At 70.7% G+C, this 20,182-nt stretch carries 13 protein-coding genes and 1 pseudogene; 2 read left to right on the forward strand and 12 right to left on the reverse strand.

Features of this window, described 5'->3' with window-relative positions:
• Nucleotides 1–35: 35 nt before the first annotated feature.
• The 9 genes from eccCa to NE235_RS35595 all read right to left on the reverse strand — a co-directional run bounded on the left by eccCa (nucleotide 36) and on the right by NE235_RS35595 (nucleotide 13,859).
• Complete coding sequence (gene eccCa, locus NE235_RS35555; RefSeq protein WP_252811031.1) at nucleotides 36–4,148, reverse strand: type VII secretion protein EccCa; 4,113 nt, start codon at nucleotides 4,146–4,148, stop codon at nucleotides 36–38.
• Between the two features lie 75 nt (nucleotides 4,149–4,223).
• Complete coding sequence (locus NE235_RS35560; protein ID WP_252811033.1) at nucleotides 4,224–4,703, reverse strand: WXG100 family type VII secretion target; 480 nt, start codon at nucleotides 4,701–4,703, stop codon at nucleotides 4,224–4,226.
• Nucleotides 4,704–4,733: 30 nt separating this feature from the next.
• Entirely contained in the window at nucleotides 4,734–5,063 is a 330-nt protein-coding gene (locus tag NE235_RS35565; RefSeq protein ID WP_252811035.1) for a WXG100 family type VII secretion target, read from the reverse strand.
• 71 nt (nucleotides 5,064–5,134) lie between these two features.
• Nucleotides 5,135–5,761, reverse strand: a complete 627-nt coding sequence (locus NE235_RS35570) for a hypothetical protein (RefSeq protein ID WP_252811037.1) — start codon at nucleotides 5,759–5,761, stop codon at nucleotides 5,135–5,137.
• A gap of 39 nt (nucleotides 5,762–5,800) precedes the next feature.
• The gene (locus tag NE235_RS35575; protein ID WP_252811039.1) at nucleotides 5,801–8,536 is read right to left on the reverse strand and encodes a right-handed parallel beta-helix repeat-containing protein; all 2,736 of its coding nucleotides are present in this window, start codon (nucleotides 8,534–8,536) and stop codon (nucleotides 5,801–5,803) included.
• A gap of 1 nt (nucleotide 8,537) precedes the next feature.
• Entirely contained in the window at nucleotides 8,538–9,896 is a 1,359-nt protein-coding gene (locus NE235_RS35580; protein ID WP_252811040.1) for an EsaB/YukD family protein, read from the reverse strand.
• Between the two features lie 63 nt (nucleotides 9,897–9,959).
• Nucleotides 9,960–10,274 (reverse strand): WXG100 family type VII secretion target, encoded by a 315-nt coding sequence (locus tag NE235_RS35585; protein ID WP_252786970.1) that lies wholly within the window; start codon nucleotides 10,272–10,274, stop codon nucleotides 9,960–9,962.
• A 33-nt stretch (nucleotides 10,275–10,307) separates the two neighbouring features.
• Nucleotides 10,308–10,676 carry a WXG100 family type VII secretion target gene (locus NE235_RS35590; protein ID WP_252811043.1) on the reverse strand — a complete coding sequence of 123 codons (369 nt, stop codon included), beginning with the start codon at nucleotides 10,674–10,676 and terminating at the stop codon, nucleotides 10,308–10,310.
• Nucleotides 10,677–10,985: 309 nt separating this feature from the next.
• Nucleotides 10,986–13,859, reverse strand: coding sequence for an AAA family ATPase (locus NE235_RS35595; RefSeq protein WP_252811045.1), 2,874 nt, complete (start codon nucleotides 13,857–13,859; stop codon nucleotides 10,986–10,988).
• A gap of 298 nt (nucleotides 13,860–14,157) precedes the next feature.
• On the opposite strand from NE235_RS35595, the gene NE235_RS35600 reads away from it, so the two are divergent.
• Complete coding sequence (locus NE235_RS35600; RefSeq protein ID WP_252811047.1) at nucleotides 14,158–15,624, forward strand: WGR domain-containing protein; 1,467 nt, start codon at nucleotides 14,158–14,160, stop codon at nucleotides 15,622–15,624.
• Nucleotides 15,625–15,646: 22 nt separating this feature from the next.
• On the opposite strand, the pseudogene NE235_RS35605 reads toward NE235_RS35600, so the two are convergent.
• Nucleotides 15,647–15,982: pseudogene (locus NE235_RS35605) on the reverse strand (SRPBCC family protein); the annotation flags it as partial.
• 54 nt (nucleotides 15,983–16,036) lie between these two features.
• On the reverse strand, nucleotides 16,037–16,126 hold the full coding sequence (locus NE235_RS38815; protein ID WP_406567663.1) for an SRPBCC family protein: 90 nt from the start codon (nucleotides 16,124–16,126) through the stop codon (nucleotides 16,037–16,039).
• 44 nt (nucleotides 16,127–16,170) lie between these two features.
• On the opposite strand from NE235_RS38815, the gene NE235_RS35610 reads away from it, so the two are divergent.
• Nucleotides 16,171–16,503, forward strand: coding sequence for a hypothetical protein (locus NE235_RS35610; RefSeq protein ID WP_252811053.1), 333 nt, complete (start codon nucleotides 16,171–16,173; stop codon nucleotides 16,501–16,503).
• A 334-nt stretch (nucleotides 16,504–16,837) separates the two neighbouring features.
• Here the strand turns inward: NE235_RS35610 and NE235_RS35615 are convergent, their stop codons facing one another.
• Nucleotides 16,838–19,951, reverse strand: a complete 3,114-nt coding sequence (locus NE235_RS35615; protein ID WP_308206204.1) for an AfsR/SARP family transcriptional regulator — start codon at nucleotides 19,949–19,951, stop codon at nucleotides 16,838–16,840.
• Nucleotides 19,952–20,182 lie beyond the last annotated feature (231 nt).

Raw genomic sequence — 20,182 nt, forward strand, 5'->3', positions numbered from 1 at the left:
GCCATCCATAGTGGTCGCGTACTTGTCACCCATGACTAGACCTCCCTTCCGGCACTGGCCGGCCGGGCGTCGTACGTCACCGGCTCGGTCTCCTCATCGACGACGGCATGGATCAGCGTTGGTTCCTGTCTCCTCCGGATCAGCAGGCCGCGTCCGGGGATGCGCTGGGCGGCGCGCTGGTCCCCCAGCAGGACCCCTTCGCGTGGATCACCGGACAGGATGAGCCCGTCGGCGCCGAACTCCCGTAGCCGCCCCACCATCGGGTCCGACATCAGGGACCGTGAGGCCCCGCTGACGCGACGGGCGAGCACGACGTGGAAACCGAGTTCCTCGCCCTGCGTGACGAAGGAGGCCAGCGGCGCGAGCGGGCCGCGGTCCGCGCCGCTCGCCACCAGGTCGTAATCGTCGACGACCAGGTAGAACTCCGGTCCCTCCCACCAGTCACGCTCGCGCAGCCGGTCGACGGTCAGGCCGGGCGGCGGCATCCGTTCCTTCAGTTTCTCGGCCACCTGGGCGACGAAGGCGGCTGCCAGCTCGGGGTTGCCCGCGTGCGCGCCGATGTACGGGGCGGGCAGGACGTCCAGGAGGCTGCGGCGGTAGTCGATGACGATGAAGCGCACGTCCCACGGTGAGTACCGGCGGCCGATGCCGCGCATCCAGGCCCGCAGGAACGAGGTCCGGCCCGAACCGGAGTCGCCGAAGACGAGGAAGTGCGGTTGGCCCTGGGTGAGGTCCAGGCCCACCGGGTGCAGATCGGTTTGGGCCAGCCCGATCGGAATCTCGGTCGGGGACAGTCCCCGCCCGGCGTCCTCCCACGGATTCCCGACGACCGAGGTGTCGGCGAGGATCTCCTCCAGCTCTTTCACGGTGATCCGCTCCGGCAGCACCTTCAGCCGCGGCGCCGGCGCTCCCTGCCACGAACCGGTGATCGCGTCAATGACCTCCTGCTGCGCCTCGGCAAGGCCGTCGAGGCCGTCATCACCGTCCATGCGGGGCAGCGCGACGTGGAAGGGAAACCCGGGCGGCATCAAGCCACGACCGGCCGGCACCCGCCCCAGCCGCCGGGTCTCCTGACGGTTGACCTCCGATTCCGCCGGGTCGTTCATCCGCAGTTCGAGACGTCCGGGAATGCTGTCACGCAACGCCAGCCGAATCTCGGCCCAGCGGTTGGCGGTCACGATCAGGTGCACCCCGACACCCAGACCACGGGTGGCGATGTCGGTGGCGATCGTGGTGGCGTCCTCCAGCTCCGCGTGCAGCGCACCCCAGTTGTCGATGACGAGAACGACGTCGGCGGCACGCACCCCCGCCGGCAGCGCACCGCTGTCGCGTCGCCGGCGGAAGTCGGCGGCGGACTGGATGCCCAAGTCCTGGAACATCCGCTCGCGCACCGCGATCAGGCGATTCACCTCGGCCAGCACGCGCTGGACCCGTTCGGTGTCCCGCCGCCCGGCCACCCCGGACACGTGCGGAGCGCCTTGCAGCGCGTGCAGCGCGCCCCCGCCGTGGTCGATGCAGTAGAACTGCAGCTCGTCCGGCGTGTGAGTGAGCATCGCGCTGATCAGTGCCGTGCGCAGGAACGTGCTCTTGCCGCTCTGCGGCGCGCCGACCAGGGCCAGGTGCCCGTGGATCCCGGTCAGGTCGAGCACGACGGGACGCTGCTCCTGCCGGGCGGGCAGGTCCGCGACGGCGACCGGGAACTTCAGCTCCCCGGCCGCCGACCACGCCTGACTCTGCAGGCCCCGCTCCGGCACGACCTCCACCGGGGCGAGCAGCGGGTCGAGGGGGAAACGCGGCGGCAACGGCTCCAGCCACACCTGATGGGTGGGCGCGCTGCTCGCCGCGAGCCGCTCGACGACGACCTCCAGCTCGGTCGTCCCGGACCCCGGCACAGGGGTGACCGCGGGCTCGGGCGCCGTGTCCTCCGGGGTGGGCGGGGTGCGCAATGCGAAGGGGACCGGCGCGATCGATTTCGGCCGGCCTTGCTGCGCGGCGGGGTCCTCGTAGAGCCGGGAGACGTGCGCCACCCGGAACCGCTCGTAGATCGACTCGTCTACTTTCAGGTAGGCGGAGCCGGGGATGGGCGGCAGCTTGTACGCGTCCGCCGTGCCGATCACCGTACGGCTCTCGCTCGCGCTGAACGTGCGCAGGGCGATGCGGTAGGACAGGTGGGACTCCAGGCCGCGCAGGCGGCCCTCCTCCAGCCGCTGGGTGGCCAGCAGCAGGTGCATGCCCAGGCTACGGCCGACCCGGCCGATCTGCACGAACAGGTCGATGAAGTCCGAGCGCTGCGACAGCAGCTCACCGAACTCGTCCACCACGATCATCAGGTACGGCAGCGGCGGCAGCGGCGCGCCGTCCGCGTCCGTACCACCGGCCGCCTGCTTGAGCTGGTAGTCGCGGATCGAGTCGATGTTGCCCGCCTGCCGCAGCAGCCGCTGCCGCCGCTGCTGCTCCCCCACCAGCGCCACCCGTACGCGCTCGACGAGGGAAAGGTCGTCGGCCAGGTTCGTGATCAGGCCCGCCACGTGCGGCAGCCTCGTCAGGCCCGCGAACGTCGCACCACCCTTGAAGTCCACCAGCACGAAACCCAGGTGCTCCGGCGAATGCGTCAGCGACAAGCCGGTGACCAGCGTCCGCAGCAGTTCGCTCTTGCCCGAGCCGGTCGCGCCGACCACCAGCCCATGCGGCCCGATGCCGCCCTGCGCCGACTCCTTCAGATCCAGGACGAGGGCCTCGCCACTGGCGGTGACGCCGACCGGCACTCGCAGGAGGTCGTCGTCGTCCGGTGCGCGCCAGGCGGCGGTCGGGTCCAGCGACGTGACGTCGATTCCGAGCATGCCGGGCAGCGACACGGACTGGGAGAGGACCTGCTCCTGCTCGCCCGTGAGCCGCAGCGGTGCGAGCGATCGGGCGATCCGGGACCGCAGGGCGGGCGCGATCCGGTCGACGGTCGCGTCCTCCACGGTGCTGTGCAGCCCGGCGTTCGCGCCCTCCAGGGTGAGGCGGCCGGACGCTTCGAGGCGCACGCGCACATCGACGCGCTCCGGTTCGTGCGCCTCGGTCGTGACCAGGCACACCACCGTGATGCCGAGGTTCGGGCCGGCCTCCGCGATCAGGCGGGGGACGAGCGGGGATCGGGTCCAGGCCGCGCGGGGATCGTAGTCGTTCAGCACGATGACGAGCCGCCGCCGCGGTCCCTCCTGGGCGGTCATGGACACGAGCCGCGTTCCGCGCTCCGCGCGGGCCGCCATGGCCCGGTCGAGTGCGGCCTCGATGTAGTCCGCCAGGCCGACCAGGTCCTCGGCGACCAGAGGGACGACCTCGACCCCGCGCTCGCGGGTGTCCGGTTCGTGGGCGTTCGGGAGCCACTTGACCCACTCCCACCGCGCGTCCCCGGACGTCACCACGGCGACCTGCACGTCGTCCGGCGCGTGCAGCGTGGCGAGCTGGCACAGCATCGCGGTGGCCGCCGCCTCGGTCTCCGCGGCCGGACCCAGCAGGCTCACCACGCCGGCCCGCCCGACGTCGATCCACGCCGGTTGCCGTTCGACCGTCTTGTGCGTTTGAACGAGCTCCTCGGCGGCGTGCAGGGAATGGGCGTCGTACTCGACGGTCGGATCGGGTCGCCTGGTGGTCGTGAGGGTGATGGCCAGCGGCCCGCCTCCCACGCCGATGCGCAGTCTGAGGAAGTCGGGGTCCTCGGGTCGCCTCTCCCAGACGCGGCGCCGTCGGACCGCGATCGCCCACAACCGCTCCGGACTCGGATGCACCCACGCCGCCGCGAAGCGCTGCACCTGGGCCACCTCTCTCGCCTGCCGGCGAATCCCCGCCAGGTAGTCCAGGTAACGCTCGCGCTGGTGCTCCCTGGCCTGGCGGCTCTTCCCCCGCATCTGCATCCGGAAGCCGATGCTCAGCCCCGCCGACGTGACGATGAACAGGACGCCCAGCGCGATCATCCACTGCCGACCGGTCGAGATCAGGTACGCGGCCATGCTGACGCTGGTCAACAACGGCAGGAGGAGCGTGAGCATGGTCGACATCCCGCTCGGCGGCGGCAACTGCGGCGGTGCCGCGATGGAGACCTTGTCCTCCGGCACGGGCGGCGGTGCCATCCGTGCGGGGCGGTGGAAGGCGATCCTGCTCATCGGTTGGGCTGCCTCAAAGGGAGATGGTCGCGGCGGCGGACGCGGATGTGGTCCGCCGCGCGCCGGCGACCGCGATCAGGACGTGAGCGGCGGGTAGTCGGCTGTGATGGCGGTCTTGTTCGTGTCCAGCACGTCCGGCGGCGGGGTGGTGTCGATGTCGAGGGGGGGTACCGCGCTGCGCCATGGCTGGGGCGGCGCGTCGAACTTGGCGGTGAACCTGTTCCAGACATCGGTGAGGCCGAACTCGGCCGCGTTGTAGTTGTGGAGCGCGGTGGCGAGCCCAGTGGCAATGGCGCTCAGCACGCCGTCGTCGGGCTTCTCGTCGCTACCGAAGATGTCGCCCATGACCGTGCGCCATCGCTTGTTGAAGTCATCCGCTTCCTGCTGAGTCTTGCCCACCCAGTCGTTGAGTGTCAGCGACTGCAGGGTGGTCGCGATTCGGGAGACGGAGTCCGCGACGTTCTGCGCGTAATCGTGCAGTGCGGTCGCCGTTTCGTGAATTCCCCACGGCCCGATCGCCATGTTCGACAGGTAGTCGTAGTCAGTGGTGGCCATTGATGGCGTTCCCTCGTTCGAATTCGCGACTTAGGCGGGCGTCACGTTCGCCGCGTTCACAGACTCGGCCTGATGGTAGTTGTCGTAGGACTTCTGCATCCGGTCAATTATCTCCTGAAGGAGTCCCATCATTTGGGACGTGGCATTGGCGTACCACGTCTCAACCGGGTCGAGTGAGTCGTAGGCAGGTCCCTTCCAGTAGAGATTCAGATCGCTCATCTTGGACTTGATCTGCTCGAGGGTCTTGGAGATTCCGTCGTGCTCCCGCTGGACGGTGGCGATGGCGTCCGACAATGCCTGCAGGGCGATCCCGAACTCGGTGTCGCCCGCGGTCTGTCCTCCTCCGCCGGTGTCCGCCATGATCTTCTCCTCAATCCGATGGTCTGAACGATCCCGGTCTGGGCCTCGGGTGACGCGGTGCCGCCGGCGTATCAGCCGGTGACCCCCTTGGTCGGCGGCGCGGGGAACAGCGAGTGCCTGTCGGCGGCGGCGTAGACCTGACCCGAGTGGTTCACGAGGGCGATGTACTCACCGAAGAGCTCGAGCGCGGCGCCGATGGCCTGCAGCGTCTTCTCCTGGGCGGGATTCATTTGCGCGGCGAATTCCTGCGCCGGTTTCGCGAAGACCGTGGGTCCCGTAGTGTTGTCGTGATGGGTCCATGTGTGCGACCCCGCATCGTAAGTATCCGACGCGGCTGTCACGGTGGAGGTCTGCCCGAAAACGGTCCCCTCCGAAGACAGCACATGCGAACGCAGGTTCTCGTACTGGGTCACCAACCCCCCGGCGGTTGTCAACATCTTGTTGACCCCGTCACCGAGCTTTCCGAAGTTGACCGAAAAATCCTTTGCGTCGCCATCAGGAGCAGGGGGTGAACCAGCGGAATCTCCCCCATCTTGGGAGAACGTCGGGTCCGTGTTGAAGGACGGGCGGCTCGCCCAGGCGACCTTGAGCACAGGGGAGTCGGTGTTTCCCAGGTTCGGCGGAACGGCACTGTCATCGCTGTGGTCGTTCGGGTCGAACGGGTGGCGGTCGTACTTCGAGGTGGCGGGTTTATCCACGGGTCCTCCTTCTCGTTGGCGGGTTCTCGGAAGCGGGCCTTAGATCGGTTGGGCCGGCGGCAGGTCCTCTGGGAGGAGGGTCGTCAGGTCGCGAGCGTCTCCGGCCGTCAGGTCGTCGGCGATCCGCATCGCGTGGCGCTCGGTCATCAACTGGAAGACCTGCCGGGCGGTCCGGCCGTTGCCGAACTGCTCGCCCCGGGGCAGGTCCTCGAAGAACCGGTGCAGCGCATCGACGGTCTCCTCGGGGCACTCGTACCGGTGCCGGTCGGCGTGGTAGCGCACGATCCGCACCAGCTCGGCGGAGTCATAGTCGTCGAACGTCAGGGTGCGGGTGAACCGCGAGCCCAGCCCCGCGTTGGAGGCCAAGAACCGCTGCATCTCCTCCGGATAGCCGGCGACGATCACCACGACGTCGTCGCGGTGGTCCTCCATCAGCTTCACCAGCGTGGAGATCGCCTCCTGGCCGAAGTCGTTGCTCTGCCCGTGCGGGACCAGCGAGTACGCCTCGTCGATGAACAGCACCCCGCCCAGCGCGCGGCGGAACACCGCCTGCGTCTTGGGCGCGGTGTGCCCGACGTACTCCCCCACCAGGTCACCGCGGTCGGCCTCCACCAGGTGACCGCGTTCCAGCAGGCCCAGCGCGTGCAGGAACCCGCCGTACAGGCGCGCGACCGTGGTCTTGCCCGTGCCCGGGTTGCCGGCGAAGACGAGGTGACGTGACAGCGGCGGTGGCGGCAGCCCCGCCTCCTCGCGGACCTTCACCATCTGCATCAGCTTGGTCAGGCCGACGATGTCGCGCTTGACCCCGTCCAGGCCCACCAGCCGGTCCAGCTCGGCGCGCAGCTCCGCGAGCCGCTCCTCGGGCGCCTTGTCCGTCTCGTCCTCGGCGGCGGCCGCGGAGCCGCTGCCCTTGGCCGGCCCGCCCGCGGCCGTCGCCGCACGCGCGGACGGCGCCGCGCCATCGCGCTGCGGCAGGACGGCGTCACGGACCCCCTCCGACCCGCAGTCCTCGATGACGGGCTCGGCGCCGTCGCACACGACCAGGTCGTGGTCGCCACCGGACACGTGGCAGCGGCGCAGCACCGGGGCCGCCTCCGCCTCCACGTAGATCGCCGGATATCCGGCCTCGGAGATCCGGCAGTCCTCGAACAGGCCCGCCGCCCCCTCGGCCAGGAACACGCCGTTGCGAGCGGGCCGCTCGACGGTCAGACCCCGGACGCGCGGCCGGGCGCCGGCGCCGGCGTACAGGCCGGTGCCCTCGACGCCGGTCATCGTGCAGTCCTCGATCCGTACGGCACTGCCGGTGTCCAGGAACACGCCCGTCGACCCGGTGCGCTCAATGCGGACGCCCTCGATGACGGCTCCGCCGCCAGGGCCCACCTGGATCCCGACCTCGGTGACGTCTCCGATCTCGCAGTCGGCCACGAACGGCCGGTGAGTCGTCCGCAGGTCGAGCGCGGTGTGCGCGCGCGACACCCGGCAGCCGCGCAGCGCCGCGTCGCCGCCCTCCACGAACACGCCCGTCATCCCGACGTCCTGGATACGCGTGTCCTCCAGGGTCGCCTCGGACCGCTCGCACACCCGGACGCCGTACTCGGGAGTGTCGCGGATCCGGCATTCGGTCAGCGCGGTGCGCGCCCCGCCGGCGAGGTGGACGGCCGTGTACGCCGTGTCGTGGATCTCGTGATCGGACAGCGCGAGGTCCGCCTCGCCGGCCGCGTACAGGCCGTTGGCCGCCGTACGGGCGATCTCGCCGCGCCGTACGCGGACGGTGGCCCCGCCGGTCACCGCGAGCCCGCTGTCGGCGACGTCGACGACGCGAACGGCGTCGAGTTCCAGCGCGCCGGTCCCGCTGACGAGGATCCCCGCCCGCCGCGTGTCGTGAATATGGCAGTCGTCGAGGACCGCCGCCGCCTCGTCCTCGGCGAGCACGCCGGCGCCCGCCGTGCGGAAGATCTCACACCGGCCGAGCAGGATCGCGTGCGACCGCGAGGAGTCGGGTTCCTCGGCCGACGCGGCGTCGCGCGGGCGCCCCCGGCCGTCGTCGGCCGGGGCGCGCCGCCCGGCGGTGCCGCTCAGGCGCAGGCCCTGGGCGCCCGTGTCGTACAGGCGGCAGTCGCGCAGCACCAGCGCGGACCGCCCCTCGGCGTGGACGGCGGCGGCGCCGGTGCGGCGCATCTCGCAGCGGGTGAACCGGCCGCGGGCGGCCCCGGTCAGGTGGGCGCCGCGGTGGCCGGTGTCCTCGATGAGGGTGCCGGTGCACTCGACGCGGGCCTCGTCGTCGGCCGTGACGCCGTCGCCGCCGGCGGACCGCACGGTGCAGTTCTCCAGCACCGTACGGCTCGTCCCGGTCAGCCGGACCGCGGTCCCGTCGGCTCCGTGGAGGTCACAGTCCCCGAGTGTGACCACGGCGTCGCCGGTGACCTCGACCCGGCCGCCGGTGATCTCGCACCCGTGCAGCGCCGGGGTCCCGCCGCGGATGAGGACCGCGGCGTCGGACGGCGCGGCGGCCCCGAGGGTCAGGTCGCGGAGCATGACCTGGCCGCCGTGCACGGTGACGGCGGGGCCGTGGGGCGCGATGATCCGCACCGTGCCCGGCCCCTTCTCCGCGACGACGGTGACGTTCCGGTCCAGCACGAGGCTTTCGCGGTACTCGCCCGGATGCACCGAGACGACGGCGCCCTCGGCGGCGGCGCGCACGGCGGCGCCGATCGTGCTGTGCGCCCCCCATCCGGGTGCCACCCGCTCCCGTGCGGCCCTCTTCGTCAGCGCCACGTCACATCCTCCCGCCGGCCTTCATGAGCGCGTCGAACACGCCGAACACACCGGCGGCCAGCGGCACGCTCAGCGCGCCCAGGAAATTGGCGAACGGTCCCGGCCAGCTCCAGCGATCGGCGAAGTCGGCGCTCTGCAGCGAGCTACGGAAGCACAGCACCAGCCCCCACCACACCACCAGGACACCGGCGGTGAGCGTCACCAGCGGAGCCGACCAGCCGGGGACGTGCGCGCCGGTCAGGTGACCGTGCGGCCCGAAGACGTGGCCGGGCGCCCGCAGTACGAGTGCCGTCAGCCCGGTCGTGGCACCGGCCAAGACGGCGGCCACGACGGCGCGCAGCCGTGACGTGCTCGCGCGGCACAGCAGTGCCAGGCTCAGGGACAGGACGAGGCCGAGCGCGAACCAGTCATCGGCTCCGCTCAGCACGACGAGGCAGACGGCCACCACCAGGCAGCACAGCGCGTTCAGGAAGATCAGCAGTCGCTGGATCCGCCGTACGATGGCCTCGACGTCCTCCACCTGCGCGGGGCCGGGCGGCACCGCCGCCACCTGCGCCGAGATCCTCGGCAGCGCGCCGATCAGGAAGAACGTCACCACCGCGACCACCGCCGCGGCCTCGGTCCGGTCGGCGCGCAGGGCCGCGAGCGCGACCGCCGGCACCACCACCAGCCCGCAGACCAGCTGCAGCACCATCGTGCTGATCGCCGGGACGGCCAGATAGGCCGCGAACGCCCCGATGGACGCGGTGACCACGACCGCGACCAGCGGCGCCGCGCCCGACAACGGCAACACCAGGGCCGCGAGCGCCAGGAACGGACAGGCGGCCATGGCCAGGGCCAGCCGCAGCCCCAGGGGCAGCGGCCACGCCTTGAGCCCGGCCACCCAGGCGAGCGCCGCCGACACCACGCCGGCCGCGAACAGCACCGGCCCGAGCAGGGGCACGTCGTACGCGCCGATGCCGAGCGCGCCGGCCCCGGCCAGCGCGACCACGAGCCCGAGAGCGAGCGTCGTGTAGGCCCGCGTCCGGGCGTTCCACTCGACGCCGTCATCGTCGAGCTCGGCGACCTGCTCGGCGATGTCGGCGGCGACCGGGCCGTCGAGCTCGCCCTGGAGCACGTCCCGCAGGTACAGCGTCTCACCGTCGAGTACACCGACGGAGCCGAGCGACTGGCCCGGCTCGAACGGGGCACCGCCGGCCGGGGCGAGCGACCAGGCCGCGGGCATCGCGTCCGAGTCCGCCTGCCCGCACATGTCGGCCAGCATCGGGACGTACTCCGCGATCGGCGCGTGCGCCGGCACCGCCAGGTCCACGCTCCGGCGCTCGCCCACGACGGTGATCCGGCACCGCTCATCGGCCACCGGAGAGTCCTCGCTTCCTGGAATCCATCGCCTGCGTGTCCGGGTGGGAATCCGCGGCCGTGGTCAGTGCTTCCACGTCTGGATGTTCGCCCACTCGGCTTCGGTGTAGTTGCCCCAGTTGACGTTCATCGCGTGGGCGATCTGGCCGAGCACGCCCTCCGGCCCGAACAGGCCTTCGGCGGCGATGTTCCATTCCTGCTGCAGGCCCTGGTAGTAGTCCGCCGCCTGGCTGTTATTCCACGTGTCCTGCAACGGCGCGAGCTTGCCCTTCAGGGTCTCCAGCTCGCCCGCGATCTCGGCGGCGCGACCGTTGATCACGCCGCCGGCGGCACCCAGGCCCTCGCCGACGTAGATCGGTGTGCCATCGATGTCAGGCATGTCCAGCTCCTAACTGGTTCGGTTGCCGGAAGTTCAGTCCAGGTTGGCCAGGACCGTGTGACCGCCGGGCATCGCCGCCTCGATGTTGCCCAGGTTGGTGATGTTCTGCTGCTCGGAGTCCTTGTAGTTGACGTAGTTGCCCTGCAGCCCGCTGGAGATGCCCGTCAGGGCGTCGTGTAGCATGTTCGCGAGGATGTCGTACTCGGCCATCAGCGACACGAAGCGGTTGTGCGCGATGCCCTTCCAGACCGCCTCGAGGCTGTTGACGTAGGTCTTGAGCTCCGCCAGTTGCGTGCTAATCTGTTCCGCCGTGTTGCTCGTGTCCGACGCCGCGGTGGCCAGGTACTCGGGAGTGACGTGATATGTCACCCCGCCTACGGTCAGCGATGGTTCATTCGCCATGGCGGGTCACCTTTCACGGGAGTTCTGCCAGAGGCCCGACGGGGCAGGCGGGCCGGGTCGTCAGGAACCGGTCGCGGAATCGGCCTCGGCCGGCCGCCTGCTCATGCGGTTCGCGCACCGCCCGGCGGTTCTCGGTAGCAGAACCGAGCCGCCTGTGCGCGGACACGCGCCGAACGATGGGGCGGGCATGCACCGAGTGTGGCCCCACCACCTCGGCGGAGGTATCGGCAACGTTGCCTAAATTGCCCGTATCGGCAATGCCTACCCGGCCCCAGTGCGGGCCGCCGCGCCCCGCGCGGCAACGGTCGCTCAGGAGCGTCTGGGGTCACCCGGGACCTTCGGCTCGGTTTCGTGGACGACTTCGTCATCGCGACCGTCCGGCTCGCGCGGATCGCCGGTTCCGCCCGGGGTGTCACCGGCGTCCGCATCCGGGCGGCAGTCCTCCGGCGGATCCAGTCGTAGGTCGCGTAGTTGCAGGCGGGAGCTGATTCCGAGCTTCTTGAAGATGCTGCGCAGGTGGGCGTGGACGGTGCGGGGGCTCAGGAAGAGCTGCGCGGCCGCCTCCTTCGAGGTCGCCCCGCCGGCGACGAGGCGGGCGATCTGAAGCTCCTGCGGGGTGAGCAGGTCGCGGGGCAGAGCGGCCGGGCGGGGCGGGCGCTCACCGGAGGCGGACAGTTCACGGGCGGCGCGTTCGGCGAATCCGGCGGCGCCCATCCCGGCCAGCCTCTCGTAGGCGATCCGCAACTGGACCCGGGCGTCACCGCGCCTCGCCGCGCGGCGCAGCCATTCTCCGTAAACCAGGTGGGCCCGGGCGAGGTAGGCCGTGGCGCGGGTCCGGGACAGCCGGTCGATCGCCTTCTGGTAGAGGTCCTCGGCGGAGGGGCCGTCGGTGAGCAGGGCCCGTGCGTACATCTGCAGGCCGATGGCCAGGTCGGTGCCGCTCCTCTCCGTCCGCTCGAAGAGCCTCTCGACGACCGGCTCGGCGAGCCGCTGCCGGTCACTGCGCGCGGCGGCCTCCGCGAGTTCGTGCGGAACGAACGCCAGGAAGCCCAGCTCGTCGTACTGACAGACCTCGGCGGCCGCCGCGTAGGCGTCGTCATATCGGCCGAGGCCGTTGTAGAGGACCGCGTTCGCACCGTCGACCACGGACAGGCCGTGACCCTCGCCGCTCTTTCGCGCCACGTCGATGATCCGCTCGCTCAACGCCGCGATTCCCTCCTGATCGCCGCGCCAGGCCCGGAGCGCCAGGTCGGCGAACGGCGGACCGCTGGAATCCCCGCAATCGATCGTGGCGGCCTCGGCGATCAGCGCCTCGGCGTCCTGGAACCCACCGGCGAGGACGTGCGCGTAGGCGAGGTAGTGCAGAGCGCTCGGCAGTGCGATGAGCGCACCGGTGCGACGAACGAGAAGGACCTGGCGTTCGGACATCGTGCGCCAGTCGTCGTGCTGCCACAGGTCCATCGCCACCGCGCCGGCCAGCGCGATCCAGTGGTGGTGAGCACCCACCTGCTCGCTCTCGGTCAGGAAGGCGCCGACCGCCTCACGCAATGACGGGACGGCCGCCGTATACCCATCGATCTCCCGTGCGATCAGCGCCTTCAACAGGAGATCCTGCGGTCTCGAAGGCTCGCCGGGCGTCTCCTCCAGCGTCTTCATCAGCTGACGTGCGGTGTCGACCAACAGTTCCGGGGGCCCGAGGCGACCGGCGCGCATCGCCGTGACGAACGCTTCGAGATAGCCGTGGTGGGCCTGCGGCCGGTCGTACGGCTCCAGCCTCCGCGCCGCGTCGAGCAGCGGAGCCGGATCCTTGACTCCGGGCCCACTGACGATCGATATCTGTGCGGCCAGCAGGTCGACGAGCGCCTGCCGCCGGTCATCGAGTAGACCCGCCTTGGCGGTGGCCAGCAGGCCGGCCGCGGCTTCATTGTCCCCGGACCAGTGTTTGAGGCGAGCCGCTTCCAAGGCGCGGTCGGCGCGGCGGGCCGGGTCCGGGGTCAGGGCCGTGCAACGCTTCAGGAATTCGGCGGCAGCGGCCAGACCGCCACGGGCGGACGCTCGGTCGGCGGCCTGTTCCAGGTCGGCCGCGATGCCCTCATCGGGCAGGAGCACCGACTGGCCGCGGTGCCACGCCCGGCGGTCCGGGTCCACGAGCGGGTCGGTGACGTCGGCCAGCAAGCGGTGCGCGGTGCGGCGATCCTCCGGTGATGCCGCGCGGTAGATCGCCGACCGGACCAGCGGATGCCGGAATCGCACCCGTACCCCGATGTCCAGGAGCCCGGCGGTCGCGGCCGCATCGGCCGCCTCGCTTCCGATGCCCATCTCTTCGGCCGCCCACCACAGCAGGACCGGGTCGCCGAGGGGCTCGGCCGCCGCCAGCAAGAGCAGCCACCGGGTGTCCTCCGGCAGAGCGGCCAGGCGCTCGCGGTACCCGGCCTCGATACGCGCGGGCACCGGGAGCGCGCTGGGCAGACCGAAGCCACCGGCCAGTTCCATGGCGCGGGCGTTCCGCGGCAGCTCGAGCAGGGCCAGCGGGTTGCCGCGCGCCTCGGCGAGGATCTGGTCACGGATCCGCTCGTCCAGCGGCGCACGCAACTGCGAGGTCAGCAGCGCGAGCGCGTCCTGCTCGCCGAGCCCGGTGAGGGTGAGCTCGGGAAGCCCGTCGAGCAGATCGGGCATCTTGAAGCCCCGGACCGCGATCAGGAACGCGACCGGTTCGAGCTCGATGCGCCGTGCGACGAACGACAGGGCCTGCGCCGAGGCCTGGTCGAGCCACTGCGCGTCGTCGACCACGCAGGCGATCGGCTGCTCGCGGGCGGCGGCCGACAGCAGGTTGAGCACGGCCAGGCCGACCCGGAGGCGGTCCGGCGCCGTGCCGTCCCGCAGTGCGAAGGCGACCTCCAAGGCGGTGCGCTGCGGGCCGGGCAGTGTCTCCAGCGAGGAGAGCAGCGGACGGCAGAGCTCGTGCAGCCCGGTGAACGGGAGCTCGGTCTCGAACTCCCGTCCGACGGCGCGGAGTCGCCGCAGACCCGTCGTCCGGTTCAGCGCCCGTTCGATAAGCGCCGTCTTGCCGATGCCCGCCTCACCGCGGATGAGGATCGCGCCGCCCTGCCCGGCCGCAGCGGCGCGCAGCGTTCGCTCGACCGCCGCGAGCTCCGCGCCACGTGAGTCGTCCAACGATCGCATGTCTACCCCTTGCGAGATGCCAGATGCGGCCGTCACGCCGCCACTACGCCGATGACTGTACGGATCCGGCCGCGTCGGGATCGTCACCCCCCGGGGGACATCCGTAGGTAGCTCTCTAGGACGACCTAAATCGTACGGTCCCGAGATGAAGCCTGATCAAGCTGCGGGGAAGGTACGGGCGCGCGAAGCGAGGAGGAAGTGTCGTACCCGGTTCGTACGGTTCGGGTCGTCGACGCGAAAGGCGACGTTCATTCGCCTTTACGCTCCCTCGTCTCCCGAACCCCCGTTGGAAGGCCCGATGTCCGTCGAAACGACCCAAGAGACCACCTACCTCGAGCTCTCCGAGGAGGGCGGCGGAGCGCACAAGTTCTACGAGGTCACGGTCGACGGCGCCACGATGACGATCCGGTACGGCCGGATCGTCGGCGACGCCGGGCAGCGTAAGACCACGACGTTCCCGGACGGGGCGAAGGCCAGGGCGATGGCCGCGAAGAAGATCGGGGAGAAGGTCCGGAAGGGCTACGCCCCCGCCGTGCGCGGCGCACGGAAGAAGCGAGGCGTGTCCCGTCGCCAGGTCATGAGCGCCCACGCGGGTGGGGCGCCGGCCCCCGCCGTCCGCGCGGCGACCCGGCGGGCTCCGGTCCTGTGGCGGTACGCCTCGGGCTCCGCCGCGTTCGGGATCTTCATCGACGACCGGCTGTGCATGGTGGGCAACGAGGCCGGTGAGATCACGTCGCTGACGCACGACGCCCAGGTCGTGCAGCAGGTCCGGCTACCCGACGGCGTGAAGTGCATCGTCGCCGACGACGCCTGGCTCTACGCGGGCTGCGACGACGGCAACGTCTACGACCTGTCCGGGAAGGTGCCCAGGCTGGCCTACCGGATCTCCCCGGACATCGACATCTACTGGCTCGACATCCACGACGGCATCCTCGGCGTGTCCGACGCCGGAGGCGCCGTCGTCGCGATCGACCACGAGGACGAGTTCCTGTGGCGCAGGCAGGGCCGCGGGACGGCGGGCTGGATGGTGCGCTGCGACCCCGCCGCCGTGCACCACGGTCACAGCGGCGGCGTCACCAGCTACGACTGGCGTACCGGCAAGGAGCTGTGGCACCAGTCCACCGGGCCGGTGCTCTTCGGCTGGCAGGAGCGCTCGACGGTCTACGCGGGGACCTCGACCCGTACGGTGGTGCGGCTGCGCAAGGACGGCGGCCGGGAGCGGGCCTACGACTGCGACGCACCGGTCTTCTCCTGCGCGACCGCGGAGGACGGCCGGTACGTCTTCGCCGGGGACAACCAGTCCTCCATCTACTGCTTCGACGAGTCGGGCACCCGCCTGTGGAAGCTCGCCACCGGCTGCGGCGCCGCCTACTCCATGCAGTACCACGACCAGCGCCTGTACATCGTGACCACGGACGGTTCGCTGGCCTGCGTCGACGCGAGCGAGGAGGCCATCAGGGCGGCGGAGCGGGGCTCGGTCCCCGACGTCGTCGACGTCAAGGCGCCGGCCGCGGTCGAGACGGTCACCCCGTCGGCCACCGTCGACGTCGTGAGCGACAGCGGGGGCGGCATCGTCGTGGAGTGCTTCGAGGAGCAGGGCCGGCTCCGAGTCCGCGTGGTCTCTCCCGGATTCGACCAGGGCTGGCGGGTGCAGTTCCCCAAGGAGATCCGGGAGCGCGGCGCCCGGTACGTCGTCAGCGAGGTACGCGAGTCAGGCCGCGGCGGTTTCTACCGCGTCTACGGCGACATTCACCGCCTCGTCTGACCCGCCCCGGCCCCGGGCCGGATCAGGCGCCGGCCCGCAGGGCGCTCCCCGGCCGGAGCCGGCCGTCGTCGCCGAGGTCCGCGAGGACGGGCGGCAGGCCGGTGTCGAGCATCTTGCGGCGGATCCGGCCGAGCATCTGGGACATGAAGAGGCCGCCGACGCCGGTGAACCCGGTGTGCTCGTAGGTGAAGCGCGTGCCGTCGCCCATGGACTCGAGGCGGTAGGCGACCTCGGTGACGTCGCCGCCGCCGTCATCGGTCCAGGTGTAGCGGAGCAGGGTCGGCTCGAGGGCCTCGATGACCTCGCAGTGGACGATGCCGTTCCAGCCGGGCTTTGGCTTGCCCATGAACCGGAACTTCGTGCCGGGGACCGGCGCGAAGCCCTCCGGGCGCGCGCCCGCGCCGGTCGCGGTCTACAGCGGGACCAACTCGGGATCGGTGAGAGCGCGCCAGACCTTGACGACCGGGTGCGGGTAGTCGCGGACGATGCGGATCTCGCTCATGGATGTCTCCTCGGCAGCACGAATGACTACTGTCGCTAGCGGCGGTGGCCGACGTGCGGCGCTTCGGCGAGCTGCTCCACGCGACCCCCTCCCTGCGCGCACATCAGCGGGCCGCGACGGAACGCCTCATCGATGAGGCGCAGGAGGTCCTCGCCGAGCGGGCCGGCGTCGACAAGGACGCGCCGGAGGCACGCATCGCGGCGGTGGCCCTCCTCGGCCTATGGGACGTCCACGCCCGCAGCATGCACCGGCACCTCACACCCGACCGCGCTCCCGCCGAGGTCCACACCGCCATCATGGACGACATACGCCGCGCCGCCCGGGTGATCGAGTCCGGCATCGCCAGCGCGCACCTGACCGCGCCGACAGATACGTGAGGGACCCCAGGCGATCTTTCGCCTGGGGTCCCTCACCTCGGTATTACGCGCCGAAGCCCGTGTGTGGGAACGCATTCGGCATCCACTGGAGGACCCCTATGACCGCCGGCGTGGCGACAACGAGGGTAGCCACCCAAAGTATCTTTTTCGTCATTCAAGATCTTTCAATTAGGACCTCCGATCGACCATCGATCGGACGTCCTAATCTTAGGCGATCTAGCCGCCATAAGGCTCGAAATCGGGAAAAAGCTCCAGCCGTAATGGGGATGGCCGTCAGGAATCCGCGCGCGCCGACAGCCTCATCCACTTACGGTGGCGAGGCGCGGGGAAAGGCTCAGTGGTCGGCCAGGTCGATGAGGTCGAGGCGGACCTTCACGGCCTCGATCTCCGGAACGATGTTCAGTTGTAAGAATAGGTCGTAGGCCTGGCGCCAGTAGATGCGCGCGGCGTCGTGCCCCTTGGTCAGGCTCGTCACGTGGGCGAGTCCGCTCAGCGACTGGGCCTCGAGGTGGGGGTCGCCGATCTGCTGAGCGAGCCGGCGCGCGGCGCGATAATCCCGGACGGCGATCGGGTACTGCCCCATGCAGACGCGCACGTCCGCTATTCCGAGCATTCCCCGGATCTTCTCACTCGTATTGTTGATGGTCCTGGCCACGGCCACCGCGGAGCGATGACGCGTCAGCGCCTCGTCGTACTGCTCCATGCCGGTGAGCGCGAGGCCCATATTGTTCAGGACGTTCGACTCGTTGATCCGGTCCCCGGTCGCGGAGAACTCCGCGAGGGCTTCGTTGTAGTACTTCAGCGCCGTTTCGTGGCGGCCGCGATAGCGCGCCACGTCACCGAGGTTATTGTTCAGGATCGCCTTGTTACGCCGCCCCGTCAGGGTGCGGTAGATGGCGCGTGACCTCTGAAACAGCTCGTAGGCGTCGCGGTGGTAGCCGAGCAGCAGGTGGGTGTGCGCGAGATTGCTCAGCGTCGTCGCCTCGCCGCGGATGTCACCGATGGACTGGAAGCTCTCGAGCGCGTCCCGGAAGCTGCACAGCGCTTCTTGATGCCGCCCGACCTGTGCCTGCATCATGCCGAGGTGATTGAGGCATTCGGCCTTCCCCCGGGGCTGGTCGGCGTCGCGGTAGAGGTCGAGGGACTCACCGAAGTAGGCGAGCGCCTCCCGGTACTTCGACGATGACCACGCCACCAGGCCGATCTGGTCCAGGGCGGCGGCCCTGAGGGCCGCGTCGCCCGCCCGGTGCGCGACCTGCTCGGCCTTGGTGGCGTTCGCGAGCGCCTCGTCCATCCGCCCCAGTCGCCACTGCACCACCGCCAGGTCGAGCCGCGCCCGGGCGACGGCCCTCGGGAGTTCGACTTCGAGGGCGACGTTCAGCGCACGCCGGTGCATCCGCTCCGCCTCCTCCCACTGGGAGACGTAGTCGAAGTACCGGGCCACCGTCTTGGCGTAGTCGATCGCGTGCGTGTTCCAGGCGTGGTCGGCGGCGTACTGGGCCAGGCGGACCAGGTTCTTGCGCTCGGCCGCGAGCCAGCTCGCCGCCGACTCCTCGTCCGGGAACGGCTGGACCGGCACGCCGCGGTCGGTGCCGGCGACCCCGGCGCGGACGTGGTGCGGGAAGAGCATGCGGTCGGCCATGTCGGCCGTCAGCAGGTAATGGTCGAGCATGCGCCCGACGGCGCGCCGCACGTCGAACTCCGGATCCTCGCGGGCCGGAAGGGCCATGGCGTACTGCCGGATCAGGTCGTGCAGCTGGAACCTCCCCGCGGCCGTCTCCTCGATCAGGTAGTGGTCGGCGAAGTCGGCGAGGGTCCGCTCGGCCTCATGGACCGGTATGCCGGCGAGGACGGCGACGGCGGCGGGCGTCACCTCGGCGACCGGGCTGAAGCCCAGGCGCCGGAAGATACGCCGCTGCGCGATCGACAGGTCGCGGTAGGAGAGGGCGAAGGTGGCGGCCAGCGCCGGGTCCTGCAGGCCGGCGATGTTCTCGTGCGGCCCGCGCAGATCCTCGGCGAGCGTCTCGAGCGAGGAGACCTGCCGATCGCGCCATCGCGTCGCGGCCAGGCGGATCGCCAGCGGCAGACCGCCGCACAGGCGCACCGCGCCGGTGACCGCGTCGGGCGCGGCGGCGGCTCCCGGCTCGGCGATCCGCGTGAACAGGGCGACGGCGTCCGCGGTCGGCAGCACGCCGAGCCGGCGGTGGTGACCGTCGATCCCGGCGAGGTGGCGGCGGCTGGTGATGATCACACGGCAGTCGGAGGTGCCGGGCAGCAGGGGGCGGACCTGATCCTCGTTCAGGGCGTCGTCGAGGACGAGCAGGGCCCGGCGCCCCTCCATCGTGTCGCGCCACAGTCCGGCTCGTGCGGCCGTCTCCCGCGGGATGTTCGTGGGCGCGAGGCCGGCCAGCTGGAGGAGTTCGGACAGCGCGGCGGCCGGGCTCTCCGGTAGGTGGTCCGCGTCGTGGCCGTGCAGGGGAAGGAAGAAGCAGCCGTCGGGGAAGTGTTCCGCGAGATCGTGGGCCGCCTTGACCGCGAGCGCGGTCTTCCCGACGCTCGGCATGCCCTCGATCAGGACCACGTCGTCCGCCGCGTCGGCTCGGGTGGCCAGCGCGGCGAGTTCTTCGGCACGCCCGGTGAACTCCGGTACGGGGGGCGGGAACCGGTCCAGCCCGGGTACGGGCTCCGAGGCCGCCCGCTGGGGCGCCGCGATCGCCGGGTCGTGCCGTCGGATGTTGCGGAACAGCGCCTGCAGGCGGGGAGACGGCGCCGCGCCGGCGTCCTCCCGGAGCCGCCGGGCGGTGGCGTGGTACAGCCCGATCGCGTCGGCCTGCCGGCCGCAGCGGTAATAGGCGATCATCAACTGTCCGACGAGGTATTCGTCCAGCGGATATCGTGCGATCAGGTTCACCAGAAGGCCGACGATCTTCGCGTGATTCCCGGCGGCGAGTTCCATGTCGATCAGTTCACGGATCATCACCCGGTAGTCCCCGTCGAGACTCGCCCGCATCTGTTCGACCCACTCGCCGGAAATTCCCGTCAGCGGTTCCGCCCGCCAGAGGCTCACCGCTTCGCGGAGCAGTTCGATCGCGTCTCTTATGGTGCCGCTCTGCCGCCTCGAGATGGCCTGTTCGTGCAGCAGGCGGGACCGGAAGACGTCGACATGCTCGGGGGCGACCTCCAGCGCGTACGCTCCGGGGGTCGCGGCCAGGCGAACGTTATCCGCGACGCCGTACTTCTTGAACCTCCTGCGCAGACGCGACAGATCGGTCTGCAGGCTCTGCCGTACCTCGGCCGGCGGATCCTGTCCCCACACGCGATCGATCAACGTCTCCACGGAGACCGGGCGCCCCTCGGCGAGCAAGAGAACAGCGAGGAGCAGACGCTCTTTTGCAGTCCCGAGATCCATCCGAATTCCGGTCAACCAGAATTCGATTGGCCCCAGCATCCGGAATTCCACCGGACCCCTCCATGCGGTTATTCCCCTCCGACTTTCACTGTTTCCTCCCTCCCTTCCCTGAAACGGGGGAACAACTGTCCAGCCTCGGTCAACGCGCCCCGGCCGCCCGCTTCCCGCCGCCGTACCCCCGGGTCGTGGCCAGAATTCCACCCCGTTTTCCGCCAGCGGCGTGTCCGATGGTCGACTCGCGAGGTGGTGAGGGACCACCCCGCCGAGAAA

This window comes from Actinoallomurus spadix, from assembly GCF_024055725.1.
In the GTDB taxonomy this organism is placed as follows: domain Bacteria; phylum Actinomycetota; class Actinomycetes; order Streptosporangiales; family Streptosporangiaceae; genus Actinoallomurus; species Actinoallomurus spadix.